Raw genomic sequence first — 25,908 nt, forward strand, 5'->3', positions numbered from 1 at the left:
GCCCCCATAAAACCCCCATGCCCGGGTTCCAGACTCTCGCCCATTCCAACTGGGAGAGCCTCATGAACCGTAACCTGACCTTCAAACTCGGGGCCATTGGCCTGTTGATCGTGCTGTTGCTGATACCGCTGCTGATGATCAGCGGCCTGATCGGCGAGCGCCAGAGCCTGCGCGATGGCGTGCTCGAGGATATCGCCCGCAGCTCCAGCACCCAGCAGCAGATCAGCGGCCCGGTGATGGTGGTGGACTACCGCAAGACCGTGCGCACCTGGAAAACCGACGACAAGACCAAGAAGCGCTACCAGGAAACCAGCGAGCAGCAGGGACGGCTGTTCTTCCTGCCCGAGCATTTCGAACTGGACAGCAAGGCCCAGACCGAGCTGCGCGCCCGGGGGATCTACGAGGCGCGGCTGTTCCACGCCGACAACCACATCAGCGGCCATTTCGCCGTGCCCGAGCAGTACGGCATCAAGGAGGATTTTGCGGATTACCAGTTCGACCAGCCGTTCCTGGCGGTGGGCATCAGCGACATCCGCGGCATCGAAAACGCCCTGCAACTGCAGCTCAACGGCCAGACCCTGGACTTTGCCCCGGGTACTTTTGTCAGCTGGCTGGACGAAGGCGTGCACGTGCTGCTGCCGCCCCTGGACCTGAAGAAGAACACTCGCCTGGACTTCGCCTTCGACCTGCGCCTGCAGGGCACCGGCCAGTTGCAGGTGCTGCCGGTGGGCAAGACCAGCAAGGTGCTGCTGACGGCCAACTGGCCGCACCCGAGCTTTGTCGGCAACTACCTGCCGGTGCAGCGTGAAGTCACCGAGCAGGGCTTTTCGGCGCTCTGGCAGACCTCGTTCTTCTCCACCAACCTGGAGCAGGCCATGGAGCGCTGCGCCTACAGCAGCCAATGCCAGGACTTCAACAGCCGCAGCTTTGGGGTGAGCTTCATCGACCCGGTGGACCAGTACCTGAAAAGCGACCGGGCGATCAAATATGCCCTGCTGTTCATCGGCCTGACCTTTGCCGGCTTCTTTCTGTTCGAAGTGCTCAAGAGCCTGTCGGTGCACCCGATCCAGTACGCCCTGGTGGGCGTGGCACTGGCGTTCTTCTACCTGTTGCTGCTGTCGCTGTCGGAGCACCTGGGTTTCGAACTGGCCTACGGCGTGTCGGCGGCGGCCTGTGTCGGCTTGATCGGTTTCTATGTCAGCCATGTGCTGCACAGCTGGCGTAACGGCGCAGTGTTCGCGCTCTCGCTGGCGGCCTTGTACGGCTTGCTCTACGGCCTGCTCAGCGCCGAGGACTATGCGTTGCTGATGGGCTCGCTGTTGCTGTTCGGCCTGTTGGGCGTGTTCATGGTGCTGACCCGCAAGCTGGACTGGTATGGCCTGGGCCAGAGCAAGACCCCGGCGCCCCTGCAGTTCGACCTGGAGGCCATCCATGAGTAAGTCACTGGGCTTGCGTGAGGACCAGCGTCAGCGCGAGCGCCTGACGCAGCGGATTGGCCAGTTGTTTCCACCGGAGGCGTGGTGGCGGGTGCGCCAGCAAGCTGCTCCCCGTGCTACAGGAGCCGGCTTGCCGGCGAACAGGCCCGAGCGCCTGACCGATTAGGCCGGCGGTCGGGTCGCCAGCATCGACGGCCGCTGGCTGACCTCGAAGTACCAGGCGGCCAGTTGAGGCTGGTCCTGGCGCCATTCCAGGTCGGGGTGGCGGAAGTCCAGGTAACCCAGGGCGCAGGCGACGCTGATGGCGGCCACATCGAAGTGGCTGGCCAGCTCGGCAATCGCCTCGGCCTCCAGCACCGCCAGGGCGCGGCGGATCTTGTCGCGCTGGCCGTCGAGCCATTGCTCCCAGTGTTTTTCCGGGGCGCGCAGGGCCAGCTCGTAGCGCAACAGCACCGCGGCGTCCATGATCCCGTCGGCCAGGGCCGCGAGCGTCAGGCGGCGCCAGCGGGCCGAGCCGTCCCGGGGGATCAGCGGGTTGCCGACGTGCTGCTGGTCCAGGTAATCGAGGATCACCCGGCTGTCATACAGCACCTGGCCGTCGGCCAGGCGCAGGGCGGGAATCTTGCCCAGGGGGTTGTCCTGGTTCAGGGTGGCGTCCGGGTTGACCGGGCTCAGTTGGCTGGCTTGCAGGGCAACCCGGTTCAACTGTCCGGTTTCATGCAGCAGCACCATGACTTTGCGTACAAAAGGTGATGCCGGGTTGTGGAACAGCGTCATGCTTGGGGTGGACATGAATATTCCTCGCGGGTGGAAGTCTCGCAGCCCGGGGATCTTAGCGCAGCCTGGGGCATGGGCCACAGGGGCGAGCGGCAGTACAGACAAGGAGTGATGAGTGCGCAGGTCCTATCTTTTACACGGGTTGTACAGCCTGGCCCTGACCTTGCTGGGCGCGCTGGCGGTGTACCTGGCGCTGCAATACGAGTTTCGTCGCAAGGGCGAGGGTGAGCCGGAGCTGATCATGGCGTTCGCTTACATCGCCTGGTACTGGGCCCTGCCGGCACTGGCCCTGCCGGGCCTGGCCTGCGCCCTGTTGCGCTTGCGCGGTCCCGACCCGGTGACCCAGCTGTGGCGCTGGAGCCTGGCGGCCAGCTATGTGCCGCTGCTGGGGCTGGCCTTGTTCAGCGTGCTGGTGGCCATCGAGGCGTTCCAGGAAAACCGCGTGTTCATCCCGGTGATGCTGATCGGCCTCGGGCTTGCGATGTACCTGTGGCGCGGCTTCCCGGCGCCGGGTTCAGGCCGCCGGCTTGCGCCGCAGCAGGCCGTGCAGGGCGATCAGGGTCGGTAGGCCCAGGCCCAGCCAGCTCAGGCTGTCCCAGGCGCCGTCGCCCAGCAGCGCGGCGAACAACCCGGCGGCGCTCAGCAGGCCAAGCGCCAGGGGCGCGCCGAAGACCTTCCAGAAACTCGCTTGCCGCGGCTTCATCGGTGCCCCTCCCGGGTCGCCTTGCCGGCCCGCCGGCGGACGATCCACAGGTACAGGCCGCTGCCCAGGACAATGAGGGTCAGGACGTCCAGCGCCGCCCACAGCAGCTTCATCGGCAGGCCGCCGTAGTCGCCGAAATGCAGGGGCTGGGACATGCCCATGGCGTCCATGTACCAGGGCCGCTCGCCGACGGCGGTGACCTGCAGGCTGCTGGCATCGATCAGCACCGGGGTCAGCAGGTGCGAGGTCAGGTGGCTGCCGCCCTTGAGGAACACCGCGTAGTGGTGCTCGCTGGAAAAGCGCGTGCCGGGAAAGGCGATGAAGTCCGGCTGCATGCCCGGGGCGGCTGCCCTGGCGATGTCCAGCAGGCGGCTGGCGGGAGCCAGCGCGGTCAGGGGCGGGGCGTCGCGGTAGGGCGCGACCATGGCGCTGAGGCTGTCATTGCGCCAGGCGGCGATGATCAGGTCGGCGCAGGCGCTGATCACCCCGGTCACGCCCACCACCAGGGCCCAGGTCAGGGTCACCACACCGATCAGGTTGTGCAGGTCGAGCCAGCGCAGGCGGCTGGATTTGTCCTGGCGCACCGTAGCGAACTTCAGGCGGCGCATGAACGGCAGGTACAGCACCGTGCCGGAGATGATCGCCAGCACAAACAGCAGGCCCATGAAGGCCAGCAGCAGCTTGCCCGGCAGCCCGGCGAACATGTCCACATGCAGGCGCAGCATGACCATCATCAGCCCGCCATTGGCCGAGGGCATGGCCACGGCTTCGCCGGTGCGGGCGTCGAGCATGAAGGTGTGGGAGGAATTGGGCTCGGTGCCGGCGGTCTTGGCCATGATCGCCATCACACCGTTGGGCTCGTCTTCGTCCCAGCCGAAGTACTGCATGACTTCCCCCGGGCGATGAGCTTCGGCGGCCTTGACCAGCTGTTGCAGGTCCAGGTGCGGGGTGTCGGCGGGCAGCTCTCGCAGTTGTGGCGCGTCCCCCAGCAGGTGGTCGATCTCGTGGTGGAAGATCAGCGGCAGCCCGGTGAGCGCCAGCAGCAGCAGAAACACCGTGCAGATCAGGCTGGTCCAGGTGTGGATAAAGGACCAGCGGCGGATTGTCTTGCTTTTCATTTCTTAGCCTTCAGGCACACCAAGGCCGTCCTTGTCGGACGGCCTGGTTGTTAATTCAGCCGATTACCATTGATAGGTGGCGCTGGCGACCACGCTGCGCTGATCGCCGAAATAGCAGTAGGAACCGTCGCAGGTGGACAAGTAATCCTTGTCGAACAGGTTGGTGGCGTTGAGTTTCAGCGACGCCCCTTTGAGGCTGTTGTCCAGGCGACCGAGGTCGTAATGCACGGCAGCGTCGAACACCGTGTAGGCGTCGGCCTTGCCCAGCCAGGTGTTGGCCTGGTCGCCATAGGTATTGCCGGTGTAGCGGGCGCCGGCACCGATGCCGAAACCGTCGAGTACGCCGGAGTGCCAGGTGTAGTCCGTCCACAGGGAGGCTTGCTGGTTGGGCATCAGTTGCAGGCGGTTGCCTTTGTGGATGCCTTTTTGTACCTCGGACTTGGCCAGGGTGTAGGCCGCGATGACCTTGAGGTTGTCGGTCACGTCAGACACGGCTTCCAGCTCCAGGCCTTTGACCTTCACTTCGCCGGTCTGGTTGGTGATCGATTCGCCTCCTGCCCCGATGCTGGTGACCAGGACATTCTTCTGGGTCAGGTCGTAGACCGCCGCACTCAGCAGCGTGTTCGAACCCGGCGGTTGATACTTGATGCCCAGCTCCCACTGTTTACCTTCCGTGGGTTTATACGATTCGGTCGGTGAAACGCTGGCGTTGCTCGCTGGCTGGAAGGATTCGGCGTAGGAAATGTACGGCACGACACCTGAGTCGAACACATAGCTGAGCGCCGCATTGCCACTGAAGTTCTTGCTGCGATCAGTGTTGGTCGCGTCTTTCTTGTTGAGGTAGGTGGTGCCTTGGTGCACCCAGTCCTCACGACCACCCAGGGTCAGGCGCCAGTTGTCCAGGGCCATCTGGTCCTGGACGTAGAGGCCGGTCTGAATGGTTTTCTGGTCGTAGTCGTAGTAAGCGTCGGTGCGCGACGGACGAACAATCGGCTGGCCATAGACCGGGTTGAAGATATTGGTTTTGCCCCCGTCGCCATAGATCGACAGGTACGAAGTGCTGGTGCGCTGGTGGTCCAGGCCGATGAGCACGGTGTGGTCGATGTCGCCGGTGGCGAAGTTGGCCTGGACGTTGTTGTCGACCGCGAACTGGCCGATGTCTTCGTTGACGTTGGTCGAGGTCCGGCTGATGTTGCCCGCCGCATCAGCCGGGGAGTAGGCATAGGAACCCACGGTCAACTGCTGGAAGGACAGTTCCGATTTGGTGTAGCGCAGGTTCTGACGGAACTGCCAGACATCGTTGAAGCGGTGCTCGAAGGCGTAGCCCAGGGCGTAGTAGGTGCGGTCGTAGAACTCGTAGTCCGGGTCGCCCAGGTTCTTGTGATGGGAAACCTCGCCCAGTGGCGACTTGATCTTGGTGCCCTGGATCGGCATGAACTGGCTGGTGGCACCGGTATCGTCGCGGGTGAACTGCGTGAGCAGGGTCAGGCGGGTATCGGTATCGATGTTCCAGGTCAGGCTGGGGGCGATGTTGTAGCGCTTGTTGTCGATGTGATCGACCTGGGTGCCGGCATCGCGCACCACGCCGCTGAGCCCATAGAGGAACTGGCCCTCGTCGTCGATCTTGCCGGTGCTGGCGAAGTTGATCTGGCGGTAGTTGTCGCTGCCGTACTGGATCTGCACGGCATGGCTGGTGTCTGCGCTGGGGCGGCGGCTGACCATGTCCAGCAGGCCGCCCGGCGGGGTCTGGCCATACACCGAGGATGCCGGGCCGCGCAGCAGGGCCAGGCGGTCGAGGTTCCAGGTTTCCGCTTTCGGGTTGGCATACACGCCGCGGGGCAGGGGCAGGCCGTCGAGGAACTGGGTGGGTTCGAAGCCACGGACCCGCATCCAGTCATAGCGGGTGTCGCTGCCGTAGCTGGCAGAGACGATACCGGGCATGTAACGCACGGCATCGTCGAGGTTCTGCACGTTGCGGTCTTCCATCTGCTGGCGGGTCGCGACGGAAATCGAGCGCGGAGCCTCAACCAGCGAGGTGTCGGTCTTGGTGCCGGCGGCGGTACGTGTGGCGAGGTAACCGTCGACCGGACCCCAGGCACTTTCGCCAGCCTGCTGGCCGGTAATGCTGGTGGGCGCCAGGGTCACCACGTCGTCGGCAATCGCCACCAGGCTGTAGCTGCCGGCAGGGCTGCGTTGCAGCTGCAGGCCGCTGCCACGCAGGGCCTCACGCAGGGCGCCGGGGGCGTCGAACTGGCCCTTGACCGGGGCCGAGCGCTTGCCCGCCGCCAGGGACGGATCGAGGCTCAGGGCCAGGCCGGCCTGGCTGGCGATCTGGTTCAGGGTGCTGGCCAGGGGCGCGGCCGGCAGGTCGTAGGCGCGCACGCTGGACGCTTGCTCGGCGGCCATCAGTCCCTGGCTGGCCAGCGGGGCGCAGAGGGCGATGGCGACAGCCAGCAGGCTGGGGCGTAACAGGGTGTCTAGCGAGCGGGACATGGGGGCGGCTCCTGAATGGAAATGTTTCGCAATTGCCTAGGTGCCGGACGAGATTGGAAAAGTGATAGGGGCGGATTGAAAATAATCTGGATTCGGATTGATGGCGGGCGATTGGCTGGCAAGCCAGCGCCTACGGGATCGGTGTAGGAGCCTGCTTGCTGGCCAAGGCCGCGACGCCGACCTCAGCGCTTGGCGTCGGCCTTGGCCTCCACGGTCACCCACCAGTCGGTGTGCCGCTCGATCGTCACCGGCAGGGTGGGCAGCAGGGCATTGAGCGCCAGGTCGGTGTCCTGCAGCGGAAAGCTGCCGGTAATGCGCAGGTCGGCCACTTCCGGGGCGACGCCCAGGTAGCCGCGACGGTAACGTCCCAGTTCCTTGATCAGGTCGCCCAGGCGCGCGTTGTCCACCACCAGCATGCCCCGGGTCCAGGCGTCGGCCCCCGGGGTCAGGGGCGGCAGCGGGTCCAGGCCAGCGCGGCGCATCAGCACCTGCTGGCCCTGCTTGAACACCTGCTCGTCCCGAGCGGCTTGCGGTCGCGCCGCCACCGCCGATTGCAGCACGCCGAGACGGGTGCCCTGGTCTTCACGCTGGACCAGGAACCGCGTGCCCAGGGCACGCATCCGCCCGTCGCGGGTTTCGACGATGAAGGGGCGGCTGTCGTCGTGTCCGGTCTCGATGAGGATCTCGCCTTCCTGCAGCACGATCCGCCGTTGCTGCTCATCGAAGCGCACGTCCAGCGCACTGTGGGTGTTGAGGTTGATCCGCGTGCCATCGCTCAGGTGCAGGGTGCGCTGCTCGCCGGTGGCGGTGCGCTGGTCGGCCAGCCAGTAATCCACTGGCAGGTAACGCTCCCCGGCAAACAGCGCCAGCCCGACCACCAGCACCACACTGGCGACCCCACGTCCCAGCTTGCGTACCTGCCGGCGCAGGCCTTCGCGCGATTGCAGCAAGGCGTTGCGCGCAGGCCCCGAGGCGACGCTGACGCGCTGGTCAAGCATGCCCAGCTGGCGCCAGGCCCGGGCATGTTCTTCATGGGCGGCGTGCCATTTGGCGAACTCCTCGCGCTCCAGTGCGCTGGCGCCGCCATCCAGCGACAGCTGCCAGGCGATGGCGGCGTCCAGTACCCGTGCCGAAACCGGTTTGGAACTGATGGGGGTCATAGCGGCTCCCCGTACAGGGCGATGTAGCACTGGCGAATGCCCTGGGCCAGGTACTGGCGCACCCGCGGCACCGAGACCCCGAGGCGTGCGGCGATCTCGGCGTGGCTCAGGCCGTCGAGGCGGTTATAGAGAAAGGCCATGCGGGCCTTGCTGGAAAGCTTGCCCAGCAGGAGGTCGATGGCCTTGAGGTCTTCGAGGATCATCTGCTGCTCCTCCGGCGAGGGGTGCTCGCTTTCGGGGATCAGCATCAGTTCGTTGAGGTAGGCCTGTTCCAGGGCTGCGCGGCGGAAATGATCGAACAGCAGGCCCTTGGCAATCGCCAGCAGAAAGGCCCTGGGCTCCCGGGGCGTCTGGAGTTCGTCGCGACCCAGCAGGCGGACGAAGGTGTCCTGGCTCAGGTCCTCGGCCCGTTGGCTGCAGGCCACGTTGCGCCGCAACCAGGCCAGGAGCCAGCCGCGATGGTCGCGATACAACGCACCAACCAGCTCATTGCGAGGGCTTTGGACTGACGACAACCGGGTTCACCCACCGAAAGGTTTGAATTAACGAGAATTATTCGCGATTGTCGCAGAGGCGAAACAGCGGCGCAATTGACGTCGGTCGGCTGTCTTGTCGCGGAAGGTGGCGGGTGCTGAAGAGGTTTGCCTGCAGAGAAAGCCCGTTGTGGCGAGGGAGCATGCTCGCGCTGGCGTGCGCCACACGCCCAAGGCTCTGTGTCAGGTGGAACCGGGACGCGGGTTTACGGCCGCTGCGCGGCCGAGCGGGAGCAAGCGCCCTCGCCACGGTTGTGATGGATCAGAACGAAGGGACCTGCTGGCGACGCTTCCACTGGCTGAGGCGCTGTTGCAGGTTCAGCGGACTGTGGATCTGTTGCTGGCGGGCGCGGTTGAACAGGATCAATGCCAGTTCGGCGGTGGCCAGGGCGTCGGCCGCCGCATGGTGGCGCTCCACCACTTGCAGCTTGAACTCACTGATCCAGTCGTCCAGTCCGGCTTCGCGGATGTGGGCCTGGGGGCAGAGCATGGGCGCCATGTCCGCCACATCGAGGAAGCGGTGCTGCAGGCGATAGCCCAGGCTGTCCTTCAAGGCCCGGCCGAGCATGTGCTGGTCGAAGGGCGCATGAAAGGCCAGCAGCGGGCTGTCGCCGACGAACTCCATGAAATCCAGCAGGGCTTCTACCGGATCGCAGCCGGCGGCGATGGCGCTGGGGCCCAGGCCGTGGATCAGCACGCTGGGGCTGAGTTTGTGGCCCTCGCGCTGCAGGGTGCGCTCGAACTGCTGGCTGAAGTCGATGGCGCCGTCCTCGATCACCACCGCGCCGATCGACAGCACCTGGTCGCGGTTGAGGTTGAGGCCGGTGGTTTCCAGGTCCACCACTACCCAGCGCTGTTCACGCAGGCTGCCTTCACCCAGTTCGGTGAAGGCTGGCAGACGGTCGCGGCGTTGTTGCTGCTCGGCGGTCAGTACGCTGACCGCGGGACGGAACCAGGCAAACAGACTCATAACGGATAGCTCATAACTGGTAGCGCAGGGCCAGGCTGCTTTGCAGGCGCTGGGCCTGGCGCAGGGATTCGCGCAGGATGCGCCGGTCCAGGTGGTTCAGGCTGTCCGGGTCGACCCGGTTGGAATAGGGCTGGTTCTCCCGGGTCTGGCGTTGATGCTGTTGCATGCGGGTCTGCTGGATGAAGTGGTAGGCCTCTTCATAGGCGGCGCCGTCCAGGGGCTCGATGACTTGCCTGGACACCAGCTGGCGCAGGCGTTCCAGGGTATTGATGGCGCCGATGCCGTTGGCCAGGGCCAGCAGGCGCGCGCCGTCGACGAAGGGCGTGAGGCCCTGGACCTTGAGGTCGAGGGTGGCCTTTTCGCCGTTCTTGCGGGCCAGCACGAACTCGCGAAAGCGTCCCACCGGCGGGCGCTGGCGCAGGGCGTTTTCCGCCATCATGCGCTGGAACAGGCGGTTGTCCGCGACCTGGTCGAGGATGGCGCGGCGCAGTTGTTCGGCGCCTTGTTCATCGCCCCAGACCACCCGCAGGTCGAAATAGATGCTTGAAGCCAGGAGGTTTTCCGGGGTCGCCTCGCGGATGAAGGCGGCAAAGCGTCGGGCCCATTCGGCGCGGGACAGGCACAGCTCGGGATTGCCGGCCATGATGTTGCCCTTGCACAGGGTGAAGCCGCACTGGGCCAGGCTCTGGTTGATCTGCTGGGCAATGGGCAGCAGCTTGCCGCGAATTTCCGCGGCATGGGCAGCGTCCCGGGCTTCGAACAGGATGCCGTTGTCCTGGTCGGTGTGCAGGGTCTGTTCGCGCCGGCCTTCGCTGCCGAAGCACAGCCAGCTGAAGGGCACGCCGGGGTCGCCCTTGTCCGCCAGGGTCAGTTCGATCACCCGGCATACGGTGTGATCGTTGAGCAGGGTGATGATGTGGGTGATCTGGGTCGAGGAGGCGCCGTGGGCCAACATGCGTTCCACCAACTGGCCGATCTCGCCCCGCAGCGCCACCAGATGCTCGACCCGGGGGGCGTTGCGGATGGTCCGGGCCAGGTGCACCAGATCGACCCGTTGCAGGGAGAACAGGTCGCGTTCGGACACCACGCCGCACAGGCGCTGGTCCTTGACCAGGCAAACGTGGGCGATATGGCGTTCGGTCATGGCGATGGCGGCGTCAAAGGCGCTGTGGTCCGGGCTGAGAAAGAACGGCGCCTGGGTCATGTGGCGTTCGATGGGCTGGTTGAGGTCCTGGCTGCCGTCGGCCACCACCTGGCGCAGGTCGCGCAGGGTGAAGATCCCCAGGGGCGCCTTGTTTTCGTCCACCACCACGATGCTGCCCACTTGCTGCTCGTGCATCAGTGCCACGGCTTCGCGCAACGGTGTGTGCGGACTGCAGGCCACCGGATGGCGCATGGCTAGCTCGCCGAGGCGGGTGTTCAGCGAGTACTGGGTGCCGAGGGTTTCCACGGCCTTCTGCTTGACCTGCTGGTTGACCTGGTCCAGCAGGCTGCTGACCCCGCGCAGGGCGAAATCGCGGAACTCCGCGGACAGGGCGAACAGCTTGATGAAGGCGTTCTTGTTCAGTTGCAGGCAGAAGGTGTCTTCGGCGGCTCGATGCTCGGTGCGGGTCGCCCGTTCGCCGAGCAAGGCGGCGAGGGGAAAGCACTCGCCGGTGGTGATTTCGAAGGTGGTTTCGGTGCTGCCCTTGGCGGCGTGGGTGCGTTCGCCCACCACGCGCCCCTGCTTGACGATGTAGAAGTGCTCAACCGGACCGTCGGCCGGCTTGATGATGCTGTCGCCCGGACCATAGAAGCGCAGCTGGCATTGTTCCACCAGGTAGGCCAGGTGGAGGTTTTCCATCTGGTTGAAGGGCGGGAAGCGCTGCAGGAACTGCACGGTCCCCTGAATGTTCTGCAACACCGCGGTCTTGCCGGCCTGGGTGAAGGCGTCCGCTTTACTCATAACGATTACCGCAGTCTTTTTGGAGTTGTTGTGGTCGGATCACGGCAATGGTCGGCGCCTGGGACGGGAGTGCCCATTGGACGTAAGTCTAGGTAGCGCTCGCGTTCCAGGGCATTTGGCTTTGAGCCTGCGGTCATCCATGCGAAAAAGCTCTGATCGGGGCACTTGGCAATTTTTCCGACGAAGTGCACATTGGAAACCTGCTTAGCGATGTCTGACCACAGTGCTAGGGGATTGATTGGTTCATGTAGAGAAATGTATGCCCGACCACGATATTTTGAGTGACGCCGAGCGCGAGGCTCTGAGCGAGGCCATGCTCGAGCCGGACCTGCCCGCTCAGCGTGTGCTCATTGCCGATGACGACAAGGATGCCCGGGAGCTGCTTGCGGAGATTCTGGGTCTGGATGGCATTCGCTGCATGACCGCAGCCAGCGGCAAGGCCGCTCTCAAATTGCTCGAATCGAACAAATCCATCGGCCTGCTGATCACCGATCTGCGCATGGCGCCCTGCAGTGGCCTGGAGCTGATTCGCCAGGTGCGTGAGTCGGAGCGCGCCGCGTTGCCGATCATCATCATTTCCGGCGACGCCGATGTGCGGGATGCGATTGCCGCCATGCACCTGAGCGTGGTGGATTTCCTGCTCAAGCCCATCGATACCGGCAAGCTGCTGGCCCTGGTCAAGCATGAGCTGGGCGTGGTGCGGTAGAAGGCTTTCGACACGCGGAACAAAAAAAGCCCCGGTCCACTGGACCGGGGCTTTTTCATGGGCGTGGCCGGGCGATGTTACAGGCCGTTCTTGGCCTTGAACTCGCGACGACGACGGTGCAATACCGGCTCGGTGTAGCCGTTGGGCTGCTGGGTGCCTTCGATCACCAGCTCCAGGGCGGCCTGGAAGGCGATGTTGCTGTCAAAGTCCGGCGCCAGCGGGCGGTACAGCGGGTCGCCGGCGTTCTGCCGATCAACCACCGGGGCCATGCGCTTGAGGCTTTCCAGCACCTGCTCCTGGGTCACCACGCCGTGGCGCAGCCAGTTGGCGATGTGCTGGCTGGAGATGCGCAGGGTGGCGCGGTCTTCCATCAGGCCGACGTCGTTGATGTCCGGCACCTTGGAGCAACCCACGCCCTGGTCGATCCAGCGCACCACGTAGCCGAGAATGCCCTGGGCGTTGTTGTCCAGTTCGTTCTTGATCTGCTCGGCCGACCAGTTGGTGTCGCTGGCCAGAGGGATGGTCAGGATGTCGTCCACCGAAGCGCGGGGGCGCTTGGCCAGTTCGGCCTGACGGGCGAACACGTCGACCTTGTGGTAGTGCAGCACGTGCAGGGCGGCGGCGGTTGGCGACGGCACCCAGGCGGTGTTGGCACCGGCCAGCGGGTGGGCGATCTTCTGTTCGAGCATGGCGGCCATCAGGTCCGGCATGGCCCACATGCCCTTGCCGATCTGCGCACGGCCTTGCAGGCCGGTGGATAGGCCGATATCGACGTTCCAGTTCTCGTAGGCGCCGATCCATTTCTCGGCCTTCATGTCGGCCTTGCGCACCATGGCGCCGGCTTCCATGGAGGTGTGGATCTCGTCGCCGGTGCGGTCGAGGAAGCCGGTGTTGATGAACACCACGCGCTCGCTGGCGGCCTTGATGCAGGCCTTGAGGTTGACCGTGGTGCGGCGCTCCTCGTCCATGATCCCGACTTTCAGGGTGTTGCGCGGCAGGTTCAGCACCTCTTCGATGCGGCCGAACAGTTCGTTGGTGAACGCGGCTTCTTCAGGGCCGTGCATCTTCGGCTTGACGATGTACACCGAGCCGGTGCGGCTGTTCTTGCGCGAGGTGTTGCCGTTGAGGTTGTGGATCGCCGCGAGGCTGGTGACCAGGCCGTCGAGGATGCCTTCCGGCACCTCGTTGCCGTGCTTGTCGAGGATCGCGTCGATGGTCATCAGGTGGCCGACGTTGCGCACGAACAGCAGCGAGCGACCGTGCAGTTTCACCGGCTCGCCGTTGACACCGGTGTACTTGCGGTCGGCGTTCATGGTGCGGGTGAAGGACTGGCCGCCCTTGGAAACCTCTTCCGCCAGGTCGCCCTTCATCAGGCCGAGCCAGTTGCGGTAGATCACCACCTTGTCATCGGCATCGACGGCGGCGACCGAGTCTTCGCAGTCCATGATGGTGGTCAGGGCCGCTTCCATCAGCAGGTCCTTGACCCCGGCGGCGTCGGTCTGGCCGATCGGGCTTGCGGCGTCGATCTGGATCTCGAAGTGCAGGCCGTTGTGCTTGAGCAGGATCGCGGTAGGGGCCGCGGCATCGCCCTGGTAGCCGATCAGTTGCGCGTCGTCGCGCAGGCCGCTGTTGCTGCCGCCCTTGAGGCCCACCACCAGCTTGCCGCCGACAATCTTGTAGCTCACCGAATCCACGTGGGAGCCGGCGGTCAGCGGGGCTGACTCATCGAGGAAGGCGCGGGCGAAGGCGATGACCTTGTCGCCGCGAACCTTGTTGTAGCCTTTGCCCTTTTGCGCGCCATCGGCTTCGCTGATGGCGTCGGTGCCGTACAGCGCGTCGTACAGCGAGCCCCAGCGGGCGTTGGAGGCATTGAGGGCGAAGCGTGCATTCATCACCGGCACCACCAGCTGCGGGCCGGCCATGTGGGCGATTTCTTCATCGACGTTTTGCGTCGTGGCCTGGAAATCCGCCGTTTCTGGCAGCAGGTAACCAATGTCTTGCAGGAAGGCTTTGTAGGCCACGGCATCGTGTGCCTGGCCGGCACGGGACTGGTGCCAGGCATCGATGCGCGCCTGGAAATCGTCGCGTTTGGCGAGTAGGGCTTTGTTCTTCGGTGCCAGGTCATGAATGACCTTGTCGGCACCGGCCCAGAACGCGTCGGCGGTGAGGCCGGTACCGGGAATGGCTTCGTTGTTCACGAAGTCGAACAGGACTCTGGCGACCTGCAGGCCACCGACTTGAACGTGTTCAGTCATTGCTTGCCTCACTCTGCTCAGCTATTTCGCTTTTCAGCTCTTCAAATTAACAATGAAGCCGGCGGCCATTTAAAGCACAACCCTGTTCACCAGTACATGCCATTGCGGGCGGCTGGGTGCTTCCAATCAACGGCAGAGCCTTGCTGATGGGGGGTTGCAGGGGTTGCAATCAGGCCTTGGCGGACATCGTTCCAACGTTATGTAGTGCGCGCTGCGGCATACTACATGATGAATTGCGGTTGTGAAAATTAGACTAAATTCGTCGTTCCGCGACTTAAGAATGCAGTGCGGTCACGCTGGGGGACGCGGTGTTCTCAAAAAGCCGGTGGATTGTTCCATATAAATACAAAAAGTTGTACACGATTTGTGTTTTGCCCTGCACGCGCTTCCAGGTGTCGGCTGGCCGGCGAAAGGATCCTTGGGGTCTGTGCCGGTCTTTCCAGCGCCTTGGCTGGCATGCCAGCCCCTGCACCCGCCCGCTTTGATCCTTGCCCCTTGCGATGGAGCGGCAAGGCGCGGGGAATGAGGCTGCCTATAATTGCTCTTTCACTCACCCAAGAGGGCTGCGCCATGGACCATCTCGTTCTCACGGTATTCGCCCCGGACAAGGCCGGACAGGTCGAGCGGATCGCCCAGTGCATCGCCGAACATGGGGGCAACTGGCTGGAAAGCCGCCTCTCGCGCATGGCCGGGCAGTTTGCCGGCATCCTGCGGGTCGGGGTGCCGGCCGAGGCCTACGACGAGCTGGTGGATGCCTTGCAGGGTTTGTCGGCCCAGGGTATCCGGGTGTTGATCGCCGAAAGTGGCATCGAACAGTCCTGCACCTGGAAACCCATCGCCATGGAGCTGGTGGGCAACGACCGCCCGGGGATCGTTCGCGACATCACGCGCTTGCTGGCGGAGCAGGGGGTCAATCTCGAACGGCTGGTGACCGAGGTGCGCCCGGCGCCCATGAGCAGCGAGCCGCTGTTTCACGCGGAGGCGATTCTGGCGGTGCCTCTGACCCTGTCGCTGGATGTATTGCAGTCGCGCCTGGAAACCCTGGCCGACGACCTGATGGTGGAGTTGGTGCTGCGCAGCGAGGTCTGAGTGCCGCCCTGCGGGTTATCCCAGTAAACCGTGCATGCGCCTGTGGATAACCTGTAGAGACCCGGCGCCAGCCCAACGGCGCCGCGGCTTTCCGGAGCTTGATCAAAAAACCATCAATTTCAAGGGCTTGTGCACAAAGGGCGGGGATCAGGTTGTGGATAACCTTGGGAAGAACCGCTGCAGGCCACGACCGGCTTGGCCTGCAGAGTGTTGGGTGTTTTTTGATCAGCGCCGGCCGCGCAGGCTGAACCAGGCATCGACGCTGTACACCGCCAGTCCCGCCCAGATGAACATGAAGGCCAGCAGGGTACTGGAGGACAGCTGTTCGCCAAACAGCAGCACCGCCTGTAGCAGCACCAGGGTCGGCGCCAGATATTGCAGGAAGCCCAGGGTAGTGTAGGGCAGGTCCCGGGCGGCGGCGTTGAAGCACACCAGGGGAATCAGCGTGACTGGACCTGCGGCCACCAGCCACCAGGCTTGGGAGCTGCTCCAGAATTCGGCATGGGCACTGCTGGCATCGGGGTGCAGCAGGAGCCAGGCCAGGGCGATGGGCACCAGCATCCAGGTTTCCACCACCAGCCCGGGCAGGGCCTTGACCGGTGCCTGTTTGCGGATCAACCCATAGAAACCGAAGCTCAGGGCCAGTATCAGCGACACCCAGGGCAGGCTGCCCACCTGCCACACTTGCTGGGCCACCCCCAGCGCCGCCAGGATCACCGCCAGCCACTGCAGGCGGCGCAGGCGTTCGCCGAGAATCAGCATGCCCAGCAGGACATTGACCAGGGGGTTGATGTAGTAGCCCAGGCTCGCTTCAAGCATGCGTCCGTTGTTCACCGCCCAGACATAGGTCAGCCAGTTGCCGGCGATCAAGGTGCCGCTCAGGGCCAGGATCGCCAGTCGCTTGGGGTTGTCCCGCAGCTCGCGCCACCAGCCCGGATGCTTCCACACCATCAGCAACAGGGCGCCGAACAGCGCCGACCAGAGCACCCGGTGGATGATGATTTCCACGGCGGGAACGCTGGCGATGGCTTTGAAATAGAGCGGAAACAGACCCCAGATGATGTAGGCGGTCAGGCCCAGAATGTACCCGCGACGCGGGTTGGCGGCTTGCATGGAGAGTCCTTGCTTAGGCAGCTAACAAAGCGGCAATTGTAAGGACAATTGTCTAGACCTGTCCTGACTTTTGCGCCGCCCGTTTCTTTGGGGGAGGGCTTGTGGGCAATGGCGAACTTACGGGCCTCTTCGCTGGCGAGCCAGCTCCTACAGTTGGCGCTGTATCAAGGCGGATTCTTGTAGGAGCCGGCTTGCCGGCGAAGGCGATCTCATGGGCCCCTTCGCTGGCAAGCCAGCTCCTGCAGGCAGGGTCAGAACAGTTTGAGGGGCTCTTCGTTGAGGGCCGCCAGCTGTTCGCGCAGGGCCAGGATCTGTTCGCCCCAGTAACGCTCGCTGCCGAACCAGGGAAAGCTGTGGGGGAACGCCGGATCGTCCCAGCGCCGGGCCAGCCAGGCGCTGTAGTGCATCAGGCGCAGGGCCCGCAGCGGTTCGATCAGGGCCAGCTCCCGCGGGTTGAAATCGTGGAACTCGCTGTAGCCGTCCATCAGTTCCGAGAGCTGGCCGAGGCAGTCCTGGCGATCGCCGGCGAGCATCATCCACAGGTCCTGCACGGCAGGCCCCATGCGGCAGTCATCCAGGTCGACGATATGGAACATCTCGTCGCGGCACATCATGTTGCCCGGGTGGCAATCGCCGTGCATGCGGATGTTCTGGTGCGGGGTGGCCTGGTACACCTCTTCCACCCGCTTGAGCAGGTCCCGGGCCACGGACTCGTAGGCCGGCAGCAGGCTCTTGGGAATGAAGTTGCCTTGCAGCAGGGTGGCCAGGGACTCGTGGCCGAAGTTCTGCACCCCCAGGGCCTCGCGGTGCTCGAAGGGGCGGGTCGCGCCCACGGCGTGCAGGCGCCCGAGCAGTTGTCCGAGGCGATAGAGCTGGTCCAGGTTGCCCGGTTCCGGGGCCCTGCCGCCGCGGCGGGGAAACAGGGCGAAACGAAAGCCCGCGTGTTCGAACAGGCTGGCGCCGTCGTGGACGATTGGCGCCACCACCGGAACCTCGCACTCGGCCAGTTCGAAGGTGAAGCGGTGCTCTTCGAGAATGGCTTCGTTGGTCCAGCGCTGGGGCCGGTAGAACTTGGCGATCAGTGGTTCGCTTTCGTCGATGCCTACCTGATAGACGCGGTTTTCGTAGCTGTTGAGCGCCAATACACGGGCGTCGCTGAGAAAACCGATGCTTTCAACGGCGTCCAGGACCAGATCGGGGGTCAGTGTTTCAAACGGGTGCGACATGCTTACTCCTGCTCGCAGCAGGCTGCCGCGTCCGGCCAGGCATGGTAACGCAGACGGCGGGCCAGCGGGGGAGGGTTTTCCGGCGGTCGGGCAGGGCGCCGGGCTCGTCGGCGAGCCGGCCCCTGCACGGGTAGGGACCGGCCGGACGGGAAGCAGGATCAGGCGCCGATGATGCCGCCGTCTTCCCGGGTGATGGCCATTACCGAGGAGCGCGGCTTGCCGTTGGGCAGGTGCTCGGGGAAGGTCGAGCCGCCGTTTTCTCCGGGGTGCTGGATGCCGACGAACAGGGTCTTCTGGTCCGGGGCGAAGGCGATCCCGGTGACCTCGCAACCCACGGGCCCCACCATGAAGCGGCGGATCTCGCCGCTCTCCGGGTCGGCGCAGAGCATCTGGTTGTTGCCCATGCCGGCGAAGTCGCCGCTGTTGCTGTAGTCGCCGTCGGTGAGGATCCACAGGCGTCCGGCCTGGTCGAAACCCAGGCCGTCGGGGCTGTTGAACATGTTCTCTGGGGTGATGTTGGACGAGCCGCCCTTGGCCTGGCCGGGATGCACGCCGGGGTTGCCGGCGACCACGAACAGGTCCCAGGTGAAACTCAGGGCGCCATGATCGTCGTTGCCGGTGCGCCAGCGCAGGATCTGCCCGTAGACGTTCTTCTCCCGCGGGTTGGGCCCGCCCACCGGCTGGCCGTCTTCGCCGCGTTTGACGTTGTTGGTCAGGGTGCAATAGACCTGGCCGTCCTTGGGGCTGACCACAATCCATTCAGGACGGTCCATGCGGGTGGCCTGGACCACGCTGGCGGCCAGGCGCGCCTGGATCAGCACCTGGCCCTGGTCGGCGAAGCCGCTGCTGGTGTCGATGCCGTTCTTGCCGTGGGTCAGCTCGATCCACTGACCCTGGCCCTTGGGCCGGTCCGGATTGCCGTCACCGGCATCGAAGCGCGCCACGTACAAGGTGCCGTGGTCCAGCAGGTCGCGGTTGGCCTTGGGGTTGCGGTGGTTGATCTTGTCGCGGCTGATGAACTTGTAGATGAATTCGCCGCGCTCGTCATCGCCCATGTAGACCACGGCGCGTCCGTCACGGGTTTGCGCCAGGGCGGCGTTTTCATGCTTGAAGCGGCCCAGGGCGGTGCGCTTGACCGGGGTCGATTGCGGATCGAAGGGATCGATTTCCACCACCCAGCCGTGGCGGTTGAGTTCATTGGGGTTCTTCGCCAGGTCGAAGCGCGGATCGTGGGGATGCCAGTTGATCTCCTTGCTGGCCACCACGGCGCCGTAGCGTTTCTGCGCGGCGTCGAACTTCTGCTCGGGGTTGCTGCTGCCGAAACAGTCGGTGAAGTTCTCTTCGCAGGTCAGGTAGGTGCCCCAGGGCGTCTTGCCGTTGGCGCAGTTCTGGAAGGTGCCGAGGACCTTCTTGCCCTTGGGATCGGCCGCGGTCTTGAGCAGGTCGTGGCCGGCGGCGGGGCCGCTGAGGCGGATCGGTGTGTTGCCGTGGATGCGCCGGTTGTAGCGCGAGCCCTGGACGAACTGCCATTGGCCGTTCCTGTACTGCACTTCGATCACCGACACCCCTTCGCTGGCCTGGGCCTTGCGCACGTCTTCGGCCGATTGCGGCTGGCCGCCGTGGGGATAGAGGTAGCGGTAGTTGGTGTATTCGTTGTTGATCGCCATCAGCGCCCGGTGCTTGTCGTCCGCAAAGGCGAACAGGCTCATGCCGTCGTTGTTGTCGCCGAACTGCACTTCCTGGGCCTGGGCGGTGCCATTGCCGCTGGGGTCGAAGGCCGGTCCGTTCTTGGCCAGCGGCTGGCCCCAGCTGATCAGCACCGAGGACTGGTAGCCCGGTGGCAGGGTGATGCTGTCGCTGGTGGCCGCAGCAATGCCGGTAAAGCCCAGCAGCTGGCTGTTGCCGGCGCTGACACTGGCGGCCAGGGCGCTGCGGCCGAGCAGTCCGCCACCGAGAAACAGCGCGGCGCCGCACAGGGCTCCGGCACCGATGAAACCGCGGCGGCTGAGGCCGACCATCTGTTCCAGGTCGGTGGGTTGGTCTTCTTCCAATAGCAGGCTCATATCAGGCTCCCTGAAGGTTTTTGCAGCCACCTTAGTGAGCCTCTATGACGAACAGGTTGCAGTCGCAAGACGCCGGTTACGGCTTAGAGCGGGGTACCGAGCAGGACCTGGGCGGGGGAAAAGTGCACCTGGACGGCCTGGCGTTCTCCAAGCCCGAGGTCTTTGAGCCGGCAGGGCTCGGCCAGGGCGCAGAGGGTCTGGCCGTTGGGCAGGAGCACTCTGACTTCGCAGGGGCCATCTTCGGCGTCGAGAATCTGCTCGATGGTGCCGTTCAGGCAATTGTGTCCAGTTGTTGCCGGGGCGCCGATGGGGTGCAGCTCCAGCCAGCCGGCCTTGATCAGCGCCACCACCTCGGTGCCGGCGGCCAGTTCCAGGCGCTGGGTGCTGTCGTGGGTGATTTGCGCCTTGAGAATCAGGCCCTCGGCCAGCCCCAGGCTGATCAGGTCGTTGCAGCCCTGGCGGGCGATGGCCTGGACCTTGCCGTGCAACTGGTTGCGGGCGCTGGTGCGCAGCATCAGGCGTCCCAGCAGGTCGAGGTCGCTGGCCTCCTCCGCGGCTTCCAGGACCTGGGCTTGCAGGGTTTGCAGGCGTTGGTAGAGGCGCAGCACGCGCTGGCCTTCGAGCGTCAGCCTGGCACCGCCGCCGCCCTTGCCGCCGACGCTGCGCTCGACCAGCGGGCTTGCGGCCAGGTTGTTCAGCTCGTCGATGGCGTCCCAGGCGCCCTTGTAGCTCAGGCCGGCGCTTTTGGCCGCGCGGGTGATGGAGCCCTGTTCGGCAATGTGCTGGAGCAGGGCTATGCGCTGCGGGCGGCGGACGATGTGCTGTGTCAACAGAGTGGGCAGGGACATGGCTGGGCGGCTTCGGGCACTGAAGGTGGACAGGGAGTTTGCGACTTGGGCAATGAGAGTCAAGTCAGTCGCGGTGCTCGGCTCCTGGCGTGCGGGCCAGGCAATAGACATCCACCTGTCGGGCACCGGCCTCCATCAGCAACTGCGCCAGGGCCTGGGCGGTGGCCCCGGTGGTGAGGACGTCGTCCACCAGGGCCAGGTGCCGGCCCGCCACGGGTGCGTTGGCGGTGAGGGCGAATGCCTGGCTCAGGTTGCGTCGCCGGGCCCGTGCACTCAGGCCCTGCTGTGCCGGGGTGTCCTGGATGCGCCGCAGCAGGTCAGGCTCCACTGCCAGGTGCAGGGGCTGTCCCAGCCATCGGGCGAGCATTTCGGCCTGGTTGAACCCCCGCTGGCGCAGGCGTCGGCGGGACAGCGGCACCGGTAGCAGGCAGTCGGGCCGGGGCAGGCCCTCGTCGAAGCGAAAACGCAGGAACTGGGCAAGAAGTTCGGCCATCAGGCGGCCAAAAGGCCATTTCTCCTGATGCTTGAAGCGGCTGATCAGGCTGTCCAGCGGAAAGTCGTAGCGCCAGGGCACGATGACCCGTTGAAAGGCGCGAGGGCGTTGCAGGCACTGGCCACAGGTCAGGTCGGCGGCGGGCAGCGGCAGGGCACAGACCGAACATTGGGCGCCCAGCCAGGGCAGCTCATCCTGGCAGGCGCTGCACAGGGCCAGGAGCGAATCGCTGGGCTCATCGCACAGCAGGCAGGCCTGTGTGTTTTTTGACCAGATGTAAACCGGTCCTTTGTAATCGGGTTGACAGTGCATGGCGCTTCCATAAATATGCCGGACATCCGTGTCGCGGCCGCGGACCTTCCCTGTCCAGCGCCGCTTGCCAAGCATAATCAAGGAATCGCCCATGAGCGCCAGCACCACCGCTACCCTGCGTCATGACTGGACTTTGGCTGAAGTCAAAGCCCTGTTCGTCCAGCCGTTCAATGACTTGCTGTTCCAGGCGCAGACGGTGCACCGCGCGCATTTCGATGCCAATCGGGTCCAGGTTTCCACGCTGCTGTCGATCAAGACCGGCGCCTGCCCGGAAGATTGCAAATATTGTCCGCAGTCCGGTCACTACAACACCGGCCTAGAAAAGGAAAAACTTCTGGAAGTGCAGAAGGTCCTGGAAGAAGCCGCCCGGGCCAAGGCCATTGGTTCCACGCGTTTCTGCATGGGCGCCGCCTGGAAACACCCGTCGGCCAAGGACATGCCCTATGTGCTGGAGATGGTCAAAGGCGTGAAGGCCATGGGCCTGGAAACCTGCATGACCCTGGGGCGCCTGGATCAGGAGCAGACCGAAGCCCTGGCCAAGGCCGGCCTGGACTACTACAACCACAACCTCGACACCTCGCCGGAGTTCTACGGCAGCATCATCACCACCCGCACCTACAGTGAGCGCCTGCAGACCCTGGCCTACGTGCGCGACGCGGGGATGAAGATCTGCTCCGGCGGCATCCTCGGCATGGGCGAATCCCTCGACGACCGCGCCGGTCTGCTGATCCAGCTGGCCAACCTGCCGGAGCATCCGGAGTCGGTGCCGATCAACATGCTGGTGAAAGTGGCCGGCACCCCCCTGGAAAACGCCGAAGACGTGGATCCGTTCGACTTCATCCGCATGCTCGCGGTGGCGCGGATCCTCATGCCGCAATCCCACGTGCGCCTGTCCGCCGGTCGCGAAGCGATGAACGAGCAGATGCAGGCCCTGGCTTTCTTCGCCGGTGCCAACTCGATTTTCTATGGCGACAAGCTGCTGACCACCGCCAACCCCCAGGCCGACAAGGACATGCAACTGTTCGCCCGTCTGGGCATCCAGCCCGAAGCCCGGGAAGAGCATGCCGACGAAGTGCATCAGGCGGCTATCGAGCAGGCCCTGGTGGAGCAGAAAAGCAGCGAGCAGTTCTACAACGCCGCCGTCTGACCCTGTGCCGTAGGAGCCGGCTTGCCGGCGAACCCCGTGAACCGCGCGAATCCGGCGGGTAGCGGGTTGTTCGCTTCGCGGGCCAGCCCGCTCCTACGGGTAATGTGTCTGTGAGCCAACATCGAGGCCTGCATGTCTTTTGATCTCGCCGCGCGCCTCGCTGCCCGCCGTGCCGAACATCTGTATCGCCAGCGTCCGCTGCTGGAAAGCCCCCAGGGGCCGCAAGTGGTGGTGGACGGCCAGCCGTTGCTGGCCTTCTGCAACAACGACTACCTGGGCCTGGCCAATCATCCGCAAGTGATCGAAGCCTGGCGCGACGCGGCCAGCCGCTGGGGCGTGGGCGGTGGGGCCTCGCATCTGGTGATTGGCCACAGCACGCCTCACCACGAGTTGGAAGAAGCCCTGGCGGACCTTACGGGGCGCCCGCGGGCGTTGCTGTTCAGCACGGGCTACATGGCCAATCTCGGTGCGGTCACGGCCCTGGTCGGGCAGGGCGATACGGTGCTGGAGGATCGCCTCAACCATGCCTCGCTACTGGATGCCGGGCTGCTTTCGGGAGCCCGCTTCAACCGCTATCTGCATAACGATGCAGCCAGCCTGGCCAAGCGCCTGGAAAAGGCCACCGGCAATACCCTGGTGGTCACCGACGGGGTATTCAGCATGGACGGCAATGTTGCCGACCTGCCGGCCCTGGTCCGGGAAACCACGGCCCGCGGTGCCTGGTTGATGGTGGACGACGCCCATGGTTTCGGCCCGCTGGGGGCCAATGGCGGCGGGCTGGTGGAGCACTTCGGCCTGGGGCTGGATGCAGTGCCGGTGCTGGTGGGCACCCTGGGCAAGGCGTTCGGCACCGCCGGGGCCTTTGTCGCCGGCAGCGAGGAGTTGATCGAAACCCTGATCCAGTTCGCCCGGCCCTACATCTACACCACCAGCCAACCGCCAGCGCTGGCCTGCGCCACGCGCAAGAGCCTGGAGTTGCTGCGCAGCGAACACTGGCGGCGCGAGCACCTGGCCAATCTGATCCGCCAGTTCCGGCTGGGAGCCGAGCAGATTGGCCTGGAGCTGATGGACAGCTTTACCCCGATCCAGCCGATCATGGTCGGCGACAGTGCCCGGGCCGTGGAGTTGTCACGGATGCTCCGCTCGCGGGGAATCATGGTCACCGCCATCCGTCCGCCGACCGTGCCGGCCGGCAGTGCTCGGCTGCGGGTGACGTTGTCCGCCGCCCACAGCGAGGCGCAGGTGCAGCTATTGTTAAGCGCGTTGGCGGATTGTTTCAGTGAACTGCAAACGAGGCCGAGCCATGCGTGATCGACTGATTCTGTTGCCGGGCTGGGGGCTGGGCGTGTCGCCCCTGGAACCCCTGGCTGCCGCGTTGCAGGGGCTGGATGAACACTTGCGGGTGGAGATCGAACCCCTGCCGGAACTGACCTCCAGCGATCCGCAGGCATGGCTGGACGAACTCGATGACGCGGTGCCGGATGACGCCTGGCTGGGGGGCTGGTCCCTGGGCGGTATGCTCGCCGCGGAGCTGGCGGCCCGACGCGGCGAGCGCTGCTGCGGCTTGTTGACCCTGGCCAGCAACCCCAGTTTCGTTGCGCACGAGCAATGGTCCAGTGCCATGGCCGGTGAGACGTTCGACGGCTTCCTGGCCGGCTGCGCCGCTGATCCGCGCACCACCCTCAAGCGCTTTTCCCTGCTGTGTGCCCAGGGCGCGGCCGATCCCCGCGGCTTGTCGCGGATGCTGCTGGGCGGCGCGCCGACCACGCCGGGGCCGGTGCTGATGGCGGGCCTGGAGTTGTTGGCGCAGCTGGATACGCGTGAAGCCCTGCTGGGGTTTCGCGGCCCGCAGTTGCACCTGTTCGCCGGGCTGGATGCTCTGGTGCCTGCCGAGGCGGCCGCCGAGTTGCTGGCCTTGCTGCCGGATATAGAAGTTGGCCTGATCGAGCAGGCCAGCCACGGTTTTCTTCTGGAGGATCCCCATGGAGTGGCGGGGGCGATCCAGGCTTTCTTGCATGAGTCCGGTGATGACTGATCTGTCTGTTGCTGTCTTGCCCGCAGGCCTGCCTGACAAGCGTCAGGTGGCGGCTTCTTTTTCCCGCGCTGCGGCCAGTTACGACAGTGTCGCCGAGTTGCAGCGAGCGGTCGGCCAGCAGTTGTTGAATCGCTTGCCTGCAGGACTCGTCCCCGCCAGATGGCTCGACCTGGGTTGCGGCACCGGGCATTTCAGTCGTGTGCTGGGGCAACGCTTTGCGGGCAGCCAGGGGCTGGCCCTGGATATCGCCCAGGGCATGCTCGAACATGCGCGGCCTCTGGGCGGGGCCGAGCATTTCATCGCCGGCGACGCCGAGCGCCTGCCCTTGCAGAACGACAGTTGCGGACTGATTTTTTCCAGCCTGGCGGTGCAGTGGTGTGCGGATTTTTCGGCGGTGCTCAGCGAGGCTCGGCGGGTGCTGCAACCGGGGGGCGTGCTGGCCTTTGCCAGCTTGTGTGTCGGCACCTTGCACGAGTTGCGCGAGAGCTGGGGGCGGGTCGACGGGCAGGTGCACGTCAATCGTTTCCGTGAGTTCGAACGCTATCGTCAGTTGTGTGAGGCCAGCGGCCTGCAGGTGCGCAGCCTGGAGAAGAGCCCCCATGTGCTGTATTACCCGGATGTGCGCAGCCTGACCCATGAGTTGAAGGCCTTGGGTGCGCACAATCTGAACCCCGGTCGCCCCGGCGGCCTCACTGGACGGGCGCGTATCGCCGGGCTGATTGAGGCTTATGAAGGCTTTCGTCAGCCCAGGGGGCTGCCGGCGACTTATCAGGTGGTCTACGCCGTGTTGGAGAAAGCGCCATGAGTCCTGCCTATTTCATTACTGGCACCGACACCGATGTGGGCAAGACCACCATCGCTGCCGGGCTGCTCCACGCGGCGCGTCTGGCCGGGTTGAGCACCGCGGCGGGCAAGCCGGTGGCTTCCGGTTGCGAGGTGGGTCCCAAGGGCCTGCGCAATGCCGATGCCCTGGCGTTGCTGGCCCAGTCGTCGTTGCCACTGAGCTATGAAGAGGTCAACCCGTTCGCCTTCGAGCCGGCCATCGCGCCCCATCTCGCGGCGCGGGAGGCCGGTGTGGCGTTGACGGTGCAATCGCTGTTGATGCCGATGCGTGAATTGTTGGCCAAGGGCGCGGACTTCACCCTGATTGAAGGGGCCGGGGGCTGGCGGGTGCCCCTGGCCGATCAGGACAATCTGTCGGACCTGGCCATGGCCCTGGGGTTGCCGGTGATTCTGGTGGTGGGCGTGCGCCTGGGTTGCATCAATCACGCATTGCTGAGCGCCGAGGCGATTGCCCAGGACGGTCTGCAGCTGGCGGGCTGGGTGGCCAATATCATCGAGCCGAAGACCTCTCGTCTGGAAGAAAACCTGGCGACTTTGGCTGAACGCTTGCCTGCGCCGTGCCTTGGCAGAGTGCCGCGACTCAAGCCGGCCAGCGCCGAGGCGGTGGCCGAGCACCTGCAACTGGACTTGCTGGACTAGATTT

The 25,908-nt window shown here is 65.0% G+C and carries 24 protein-coding genes; 10 read left to right on the forward strand and 14 right to left on the reverse strand.

Annotation, left to right across the window (positions count from 1 at the left end; all coding sequences use genetic code 11):
* Window positions 1-62 precede the first annotated feature (62 nt).
* Entirely contained in the window at window positions 63-1,439 is a 1,377-nt protein-coding gene (creD, locus tag L1O02_RS02625) for a cell envelope integrity protein CreD (protein WP_060844811.1), read from the forward strand.
* Window positions 1,432-1,602: a hypothetical protein gene (locus L1O02_RS02630; protein WP_159426289.1), complete on the forward strand. Its 171-nt coding sequence runs from the start codon at window positions 1,432-1,434 to the stop codon at window positions 1,600-1,602. Before creD ends, L1O02_RS02630 begins: the two co-directional genes overlap by 8 nt.
* Here L1O02_RS02630 and L1O02_RS02635 read toward each other — a convergent pair.
* On the reverse strand, window positions 1,599-2,228 hold the full coding sequence (locus L1O02_RS02635; protein ID WP_108545124.1) for a glutathione S-transferase N-terminal domain-containing protein: 630 nt from the start codon (window positions 2,226-2,228) through the stop codon (window positions 1,599-1,601). The two genes, L1O02_RS02630 and L1O02_RS02635, sit on opposite strands and share 4 nt — an antisense overlap.
* A gap of 100 nt (window positions 2,229-2,328) precedes the next feature.
* On the opposite strand from L1O02_RS02635, the gene L1O02_RS02640 reads away from it, so the two are divergent.
* Window positions 2,329-2,781 carry a hypothetical protein gene (locus tag L1O02_RS02640; protein WP_060841423.1) on the forward strand — a complete coding sequence of 151 codons (453 nt, stop codon included), beginning with the start codon at window positions 2,329-2,331 and terminating at the stop codon, window positions 2,779-2,781.
* Here L1O02_RS02640 and L1O02_RS02645 read toward each other — a convergent pair.
* From L1O02_RS02645 to L1O02_RS02675, 7 genes are all read right to left on the reverse strand, one after another.
* Window positions 2,728-2,916: a hypothetical protein gene (locus L1O02_RS02645; protein ID WP_060844809.1), complete on the reverse strand. Its 189-nt coding sequence runs from the start codon at window positions 2,914-2,916 to the stop codon at window positions 2,728-2,730. The two genes, L1O02_RS02640 and L1O02_RS02645, sit on opposite strands and share 54 nt — an antisense overlap.
* Entirely contained in the window at window positions 2,913-4,034 is a 1,122-nt protein-coding gene (locus tag L1O02_RS02650; RefSeq protein ID WP_235759508.1) for a PepSY-associated TM helix domain-containing protein, read from the reverse strand. The genes L1O02_RS02645 and L1O02_RS02650 overlap by 4 nt, the downstream gene beginning before the upstream one ends.
* Window positions 4,035-4,097: 63 nt before the next feature.
* Window positions 4,098-6,527 (reverse strand): TonB-dependent siderophore receptor, encoded by a 2,430-nt coding sequence (locus L1O02_RS02655; RefSeq protein ID WP_108545126.1) that lies wholly within the window; start codon window positions 6,525-6,527, stop codon window positions 4,098-4,100.
* A gap of 182 nt (window positions 6,528-6,709) precedes the next feature.
* Window positions 6,710-7,687 (reverse strand): FecR family protein, encoded by a 978-nt coding sequence (locus L1O02_RS02660; protein WP_108545127.1) that lies wholly within the window; start codon window positions 7,685-7,687, stop codon window positions 6,710-6,712.
* Window positions 7,684-8,202, reverse strand: a complete 519-nt coding sequence (locus tag L1O02_RS02665; RefSeq protein ID WP_108545128.1) for an RNA polymerase sigma factor — start codon at window positions 8,200-8,202, stop codon at window positions 7,684-7,686. Before L1O02_RS02665 ends, L1O02_RS02660 begins: the two co-directional genes overlap by 4 nt.
* Window positions 8,203-8,482: 280 nt before the next feature.
* On the reverse strand, window positions 8,483-9,190 hold the full coding sequence (locus L1O02_RS02670; RefSeq protein ID WP_060841417.1) for a 3'-5' exonuclease: 708 nt from the start codon (window positions 9,188-9,190) through the stop codon (window positions 8,483-8,485).
* A gap of 10 nt (window positions 9,191-9,200) precedes the next feature.
* On the reverse strand, window positions 9,201-11,135 hold the full coding sequence (locus L1O02_RS02675; RefSeq protein WP_308811072.1) for a putative nucleotidyltransferase substrate binding domain-containing protein: 1,935 nt from the start codon (window positions 11,133-11,135) through the stop codon (window positions 9,201-9,203).
* Between the two features lie 259 nt (window positions 11,136-11,394).
* Here L1O02_RS02675 and L1O02_RS02680 point away from each other — a divergent pair, with 259 nt between their 5' ends.
* A complete protein-coding gene (locus L1O02_RS02680) occupies window positions 11,395-11,841 on the forward strand; it encodes a response regulator (protein ID WP_060841415.1) in 447 nt (148 codons plus the stop codon).
* Window positions 11,842-11,918: 77 nt separating this feature from the next.
* On the opposite strand, the gene L1O02_RS02685 is transcribed toward L1O02_RS02680, so the two are convergent.
* Entirely contained in the window at window positions 11,919-14,096 is a 2,178-nt protein-coding gene (locus L1O02_RS02685; protein WP_108545129.1) for a malate synthase G, read from the reverse strand.
* 570 nt (window positions 14,097-14,666) lie between these two features.
* On the opposite strand from L1O02_RS02685, the gene L1O02_RS02690 reads away from it, so the two are divergent.
* Window positions 14,667-15,185 carry a glycine cleavage system protein R gene (locus tag L1O02_RS02690; RefSeq protein ID WP_060841413.1) on the forward strand — a complete coding sequence of 173 codons (519 nt, stop codon included), beginning with the start codon at window positions 14,667-14,669 and terminating at the stop codon, window positions 15,183-15,185.
* Between the two features lie 225 nt (window positions 15,186-15,410).
* Here L1O02_RS02690 and rarD read toward each other — a convergent pair whose 3' ends face one another.
* The 5 genes from rarD to L1O02_RS02715 all read right to left on the reverse strand — a co-directional run bounded on the left by rarD (window position 15,411) and on the right by L1O02_RS02715 (window position 21,240).
* Window positions 15,411-16,298, reverse strand: coding sequence for an EamA family transporter RarD (rarD, locus tag L1O02_RS02695; RefSeq protein ID WP_060841412.1), 888 nt, complete (start codon window positions 16,296-16,298; stop codon window positions 15,411-15,413).
* Between the two features lie 251 nt (window positions 16,299-16,549).
* Window positions 16,550-17,524, reverse strand: coding sequence for a serine/threonine protein kinase (locus L1O02_RS02700; protein ID WP_060841411.1), 975 nt, complete (start codon window positions 17,522-17,524; stop codon window positions 16,550-16,552).
* Between the two features lie 158 nt (window positions 17,525-17,682).
* Window positions 17,683-19,587: a PhoX family phosphatase gene (locus tag L1O02_RS02705; RefSeq protein ID WP_108545130.1), complete on the reverse strand. Its 1,905-nt coding sequence runs from the start codon at window positions 19,585-19,587 to the stop codon at window positions 17,683-17,685.
* Window positions 19,588-19,670: 83 nt separating this feature from the next.
* On the reverse strand, window positions 19,671-20,435 hold the full coding sequence (locus tag L1O02_RS02710) for a TOBE domain-containing protein (RefSeq protein WP_108545168.1): 765 nt from the start codon (window positions 20,433-20,435) through the stop codon (window positions 19,671-19,673).
* A 64-nt stretch (window positions 20,436-20,499) separates the two neighbouring features.
* Entirely contained in the window at window positions 20,500-21,240 is a 741-nt protein-coding gene (locus L1O02_RS02715; RefSeq protein WP_108545131.1) for a ComF family protein, read from the reverse strand.
* Window positions 21,241-21,331: 91 nt separating this feature from the next.
* Between L1O02_RS02715 and bioB the strand changes: the two genes are divergently transcribed.
* The 5 genes from bioB (at window position 21,332) to bioD (ending at window position 25,904) form a co-directional block, all read left to right on the forward strand.
* Window positions 21,332-22,387 (forward strand): biotin synthase BioB, encoded by a 1,056-nt coding sequence (bioB, locus tag L1O02_RS02720; RefSeq protein WP_060841408.1) that lies wholly within the window; start codon window positions 21,332-21,334, stop codon window positions 22,385-22,387.
* A 132-nt stretch (window positions 22,388-22,519) separates the two neighbouring features.
* Window positions 22,520-23,698, forward strand: coding sequence for an 8-amino-7-oxononanoate synthase (gene bioF / locus L1O02_RS02725; protein WP_108545132.1), 1,179 nt, complete (start codon window positions 22,520-22,522; stop codon window positions 23,696-23,698).
* Window positions 23,691-24,422 (forward strand): alpha/beta fold hydrolase, encoded by a 732-nt coding sequence (locus L1O02_RS02730; RefSeq protein WP_060841406.1) that lies wholly within the window; start codon window positions 23,691-23,693, stop codon window positions 24,420-24,422. The genes bioF and L1O02_RS02730 overlap by 8 nt, the downstream gene beginning before the upstream one ends.
* Entirely contained in the window at window positions 24,415-25,227 is an 813-nt protein-coding gene (gene bioC / locus L1O02_RS02735) for a malonyl-ACP O-methyltransferase BioC (RefSeq protein WP_108545133.1), read from the forward strand. Before L1O02_RS02730 ends, bioC begins: the two co-directional genes overlap by 8 nt.
* A complete protein-coding gene (gene bioD / locus L1O02_RS02740; RefSeq protein ID WP_060841404.1) occupies window positions 25,224-25,904 on the forward strand; it encodes a dethiobiotin synthase in 681 nt (226 codons plus the stop codon). The genes bioC and bioD overlap by 4 nt, the downstream gene beginning before the upstream one ends.
* Window positions 25,905-25,908 lie beyond the last annotated feature (4 nt).

The organism is Pseudomonas sp. BC42 (genome assembly GCF_021560055.1).
GTDB lineage: Bacteria > Pseudomonadota > Gammaproteobacteria > Pseudomonadales > Pseudomonadaceae > Aquipseudomonas.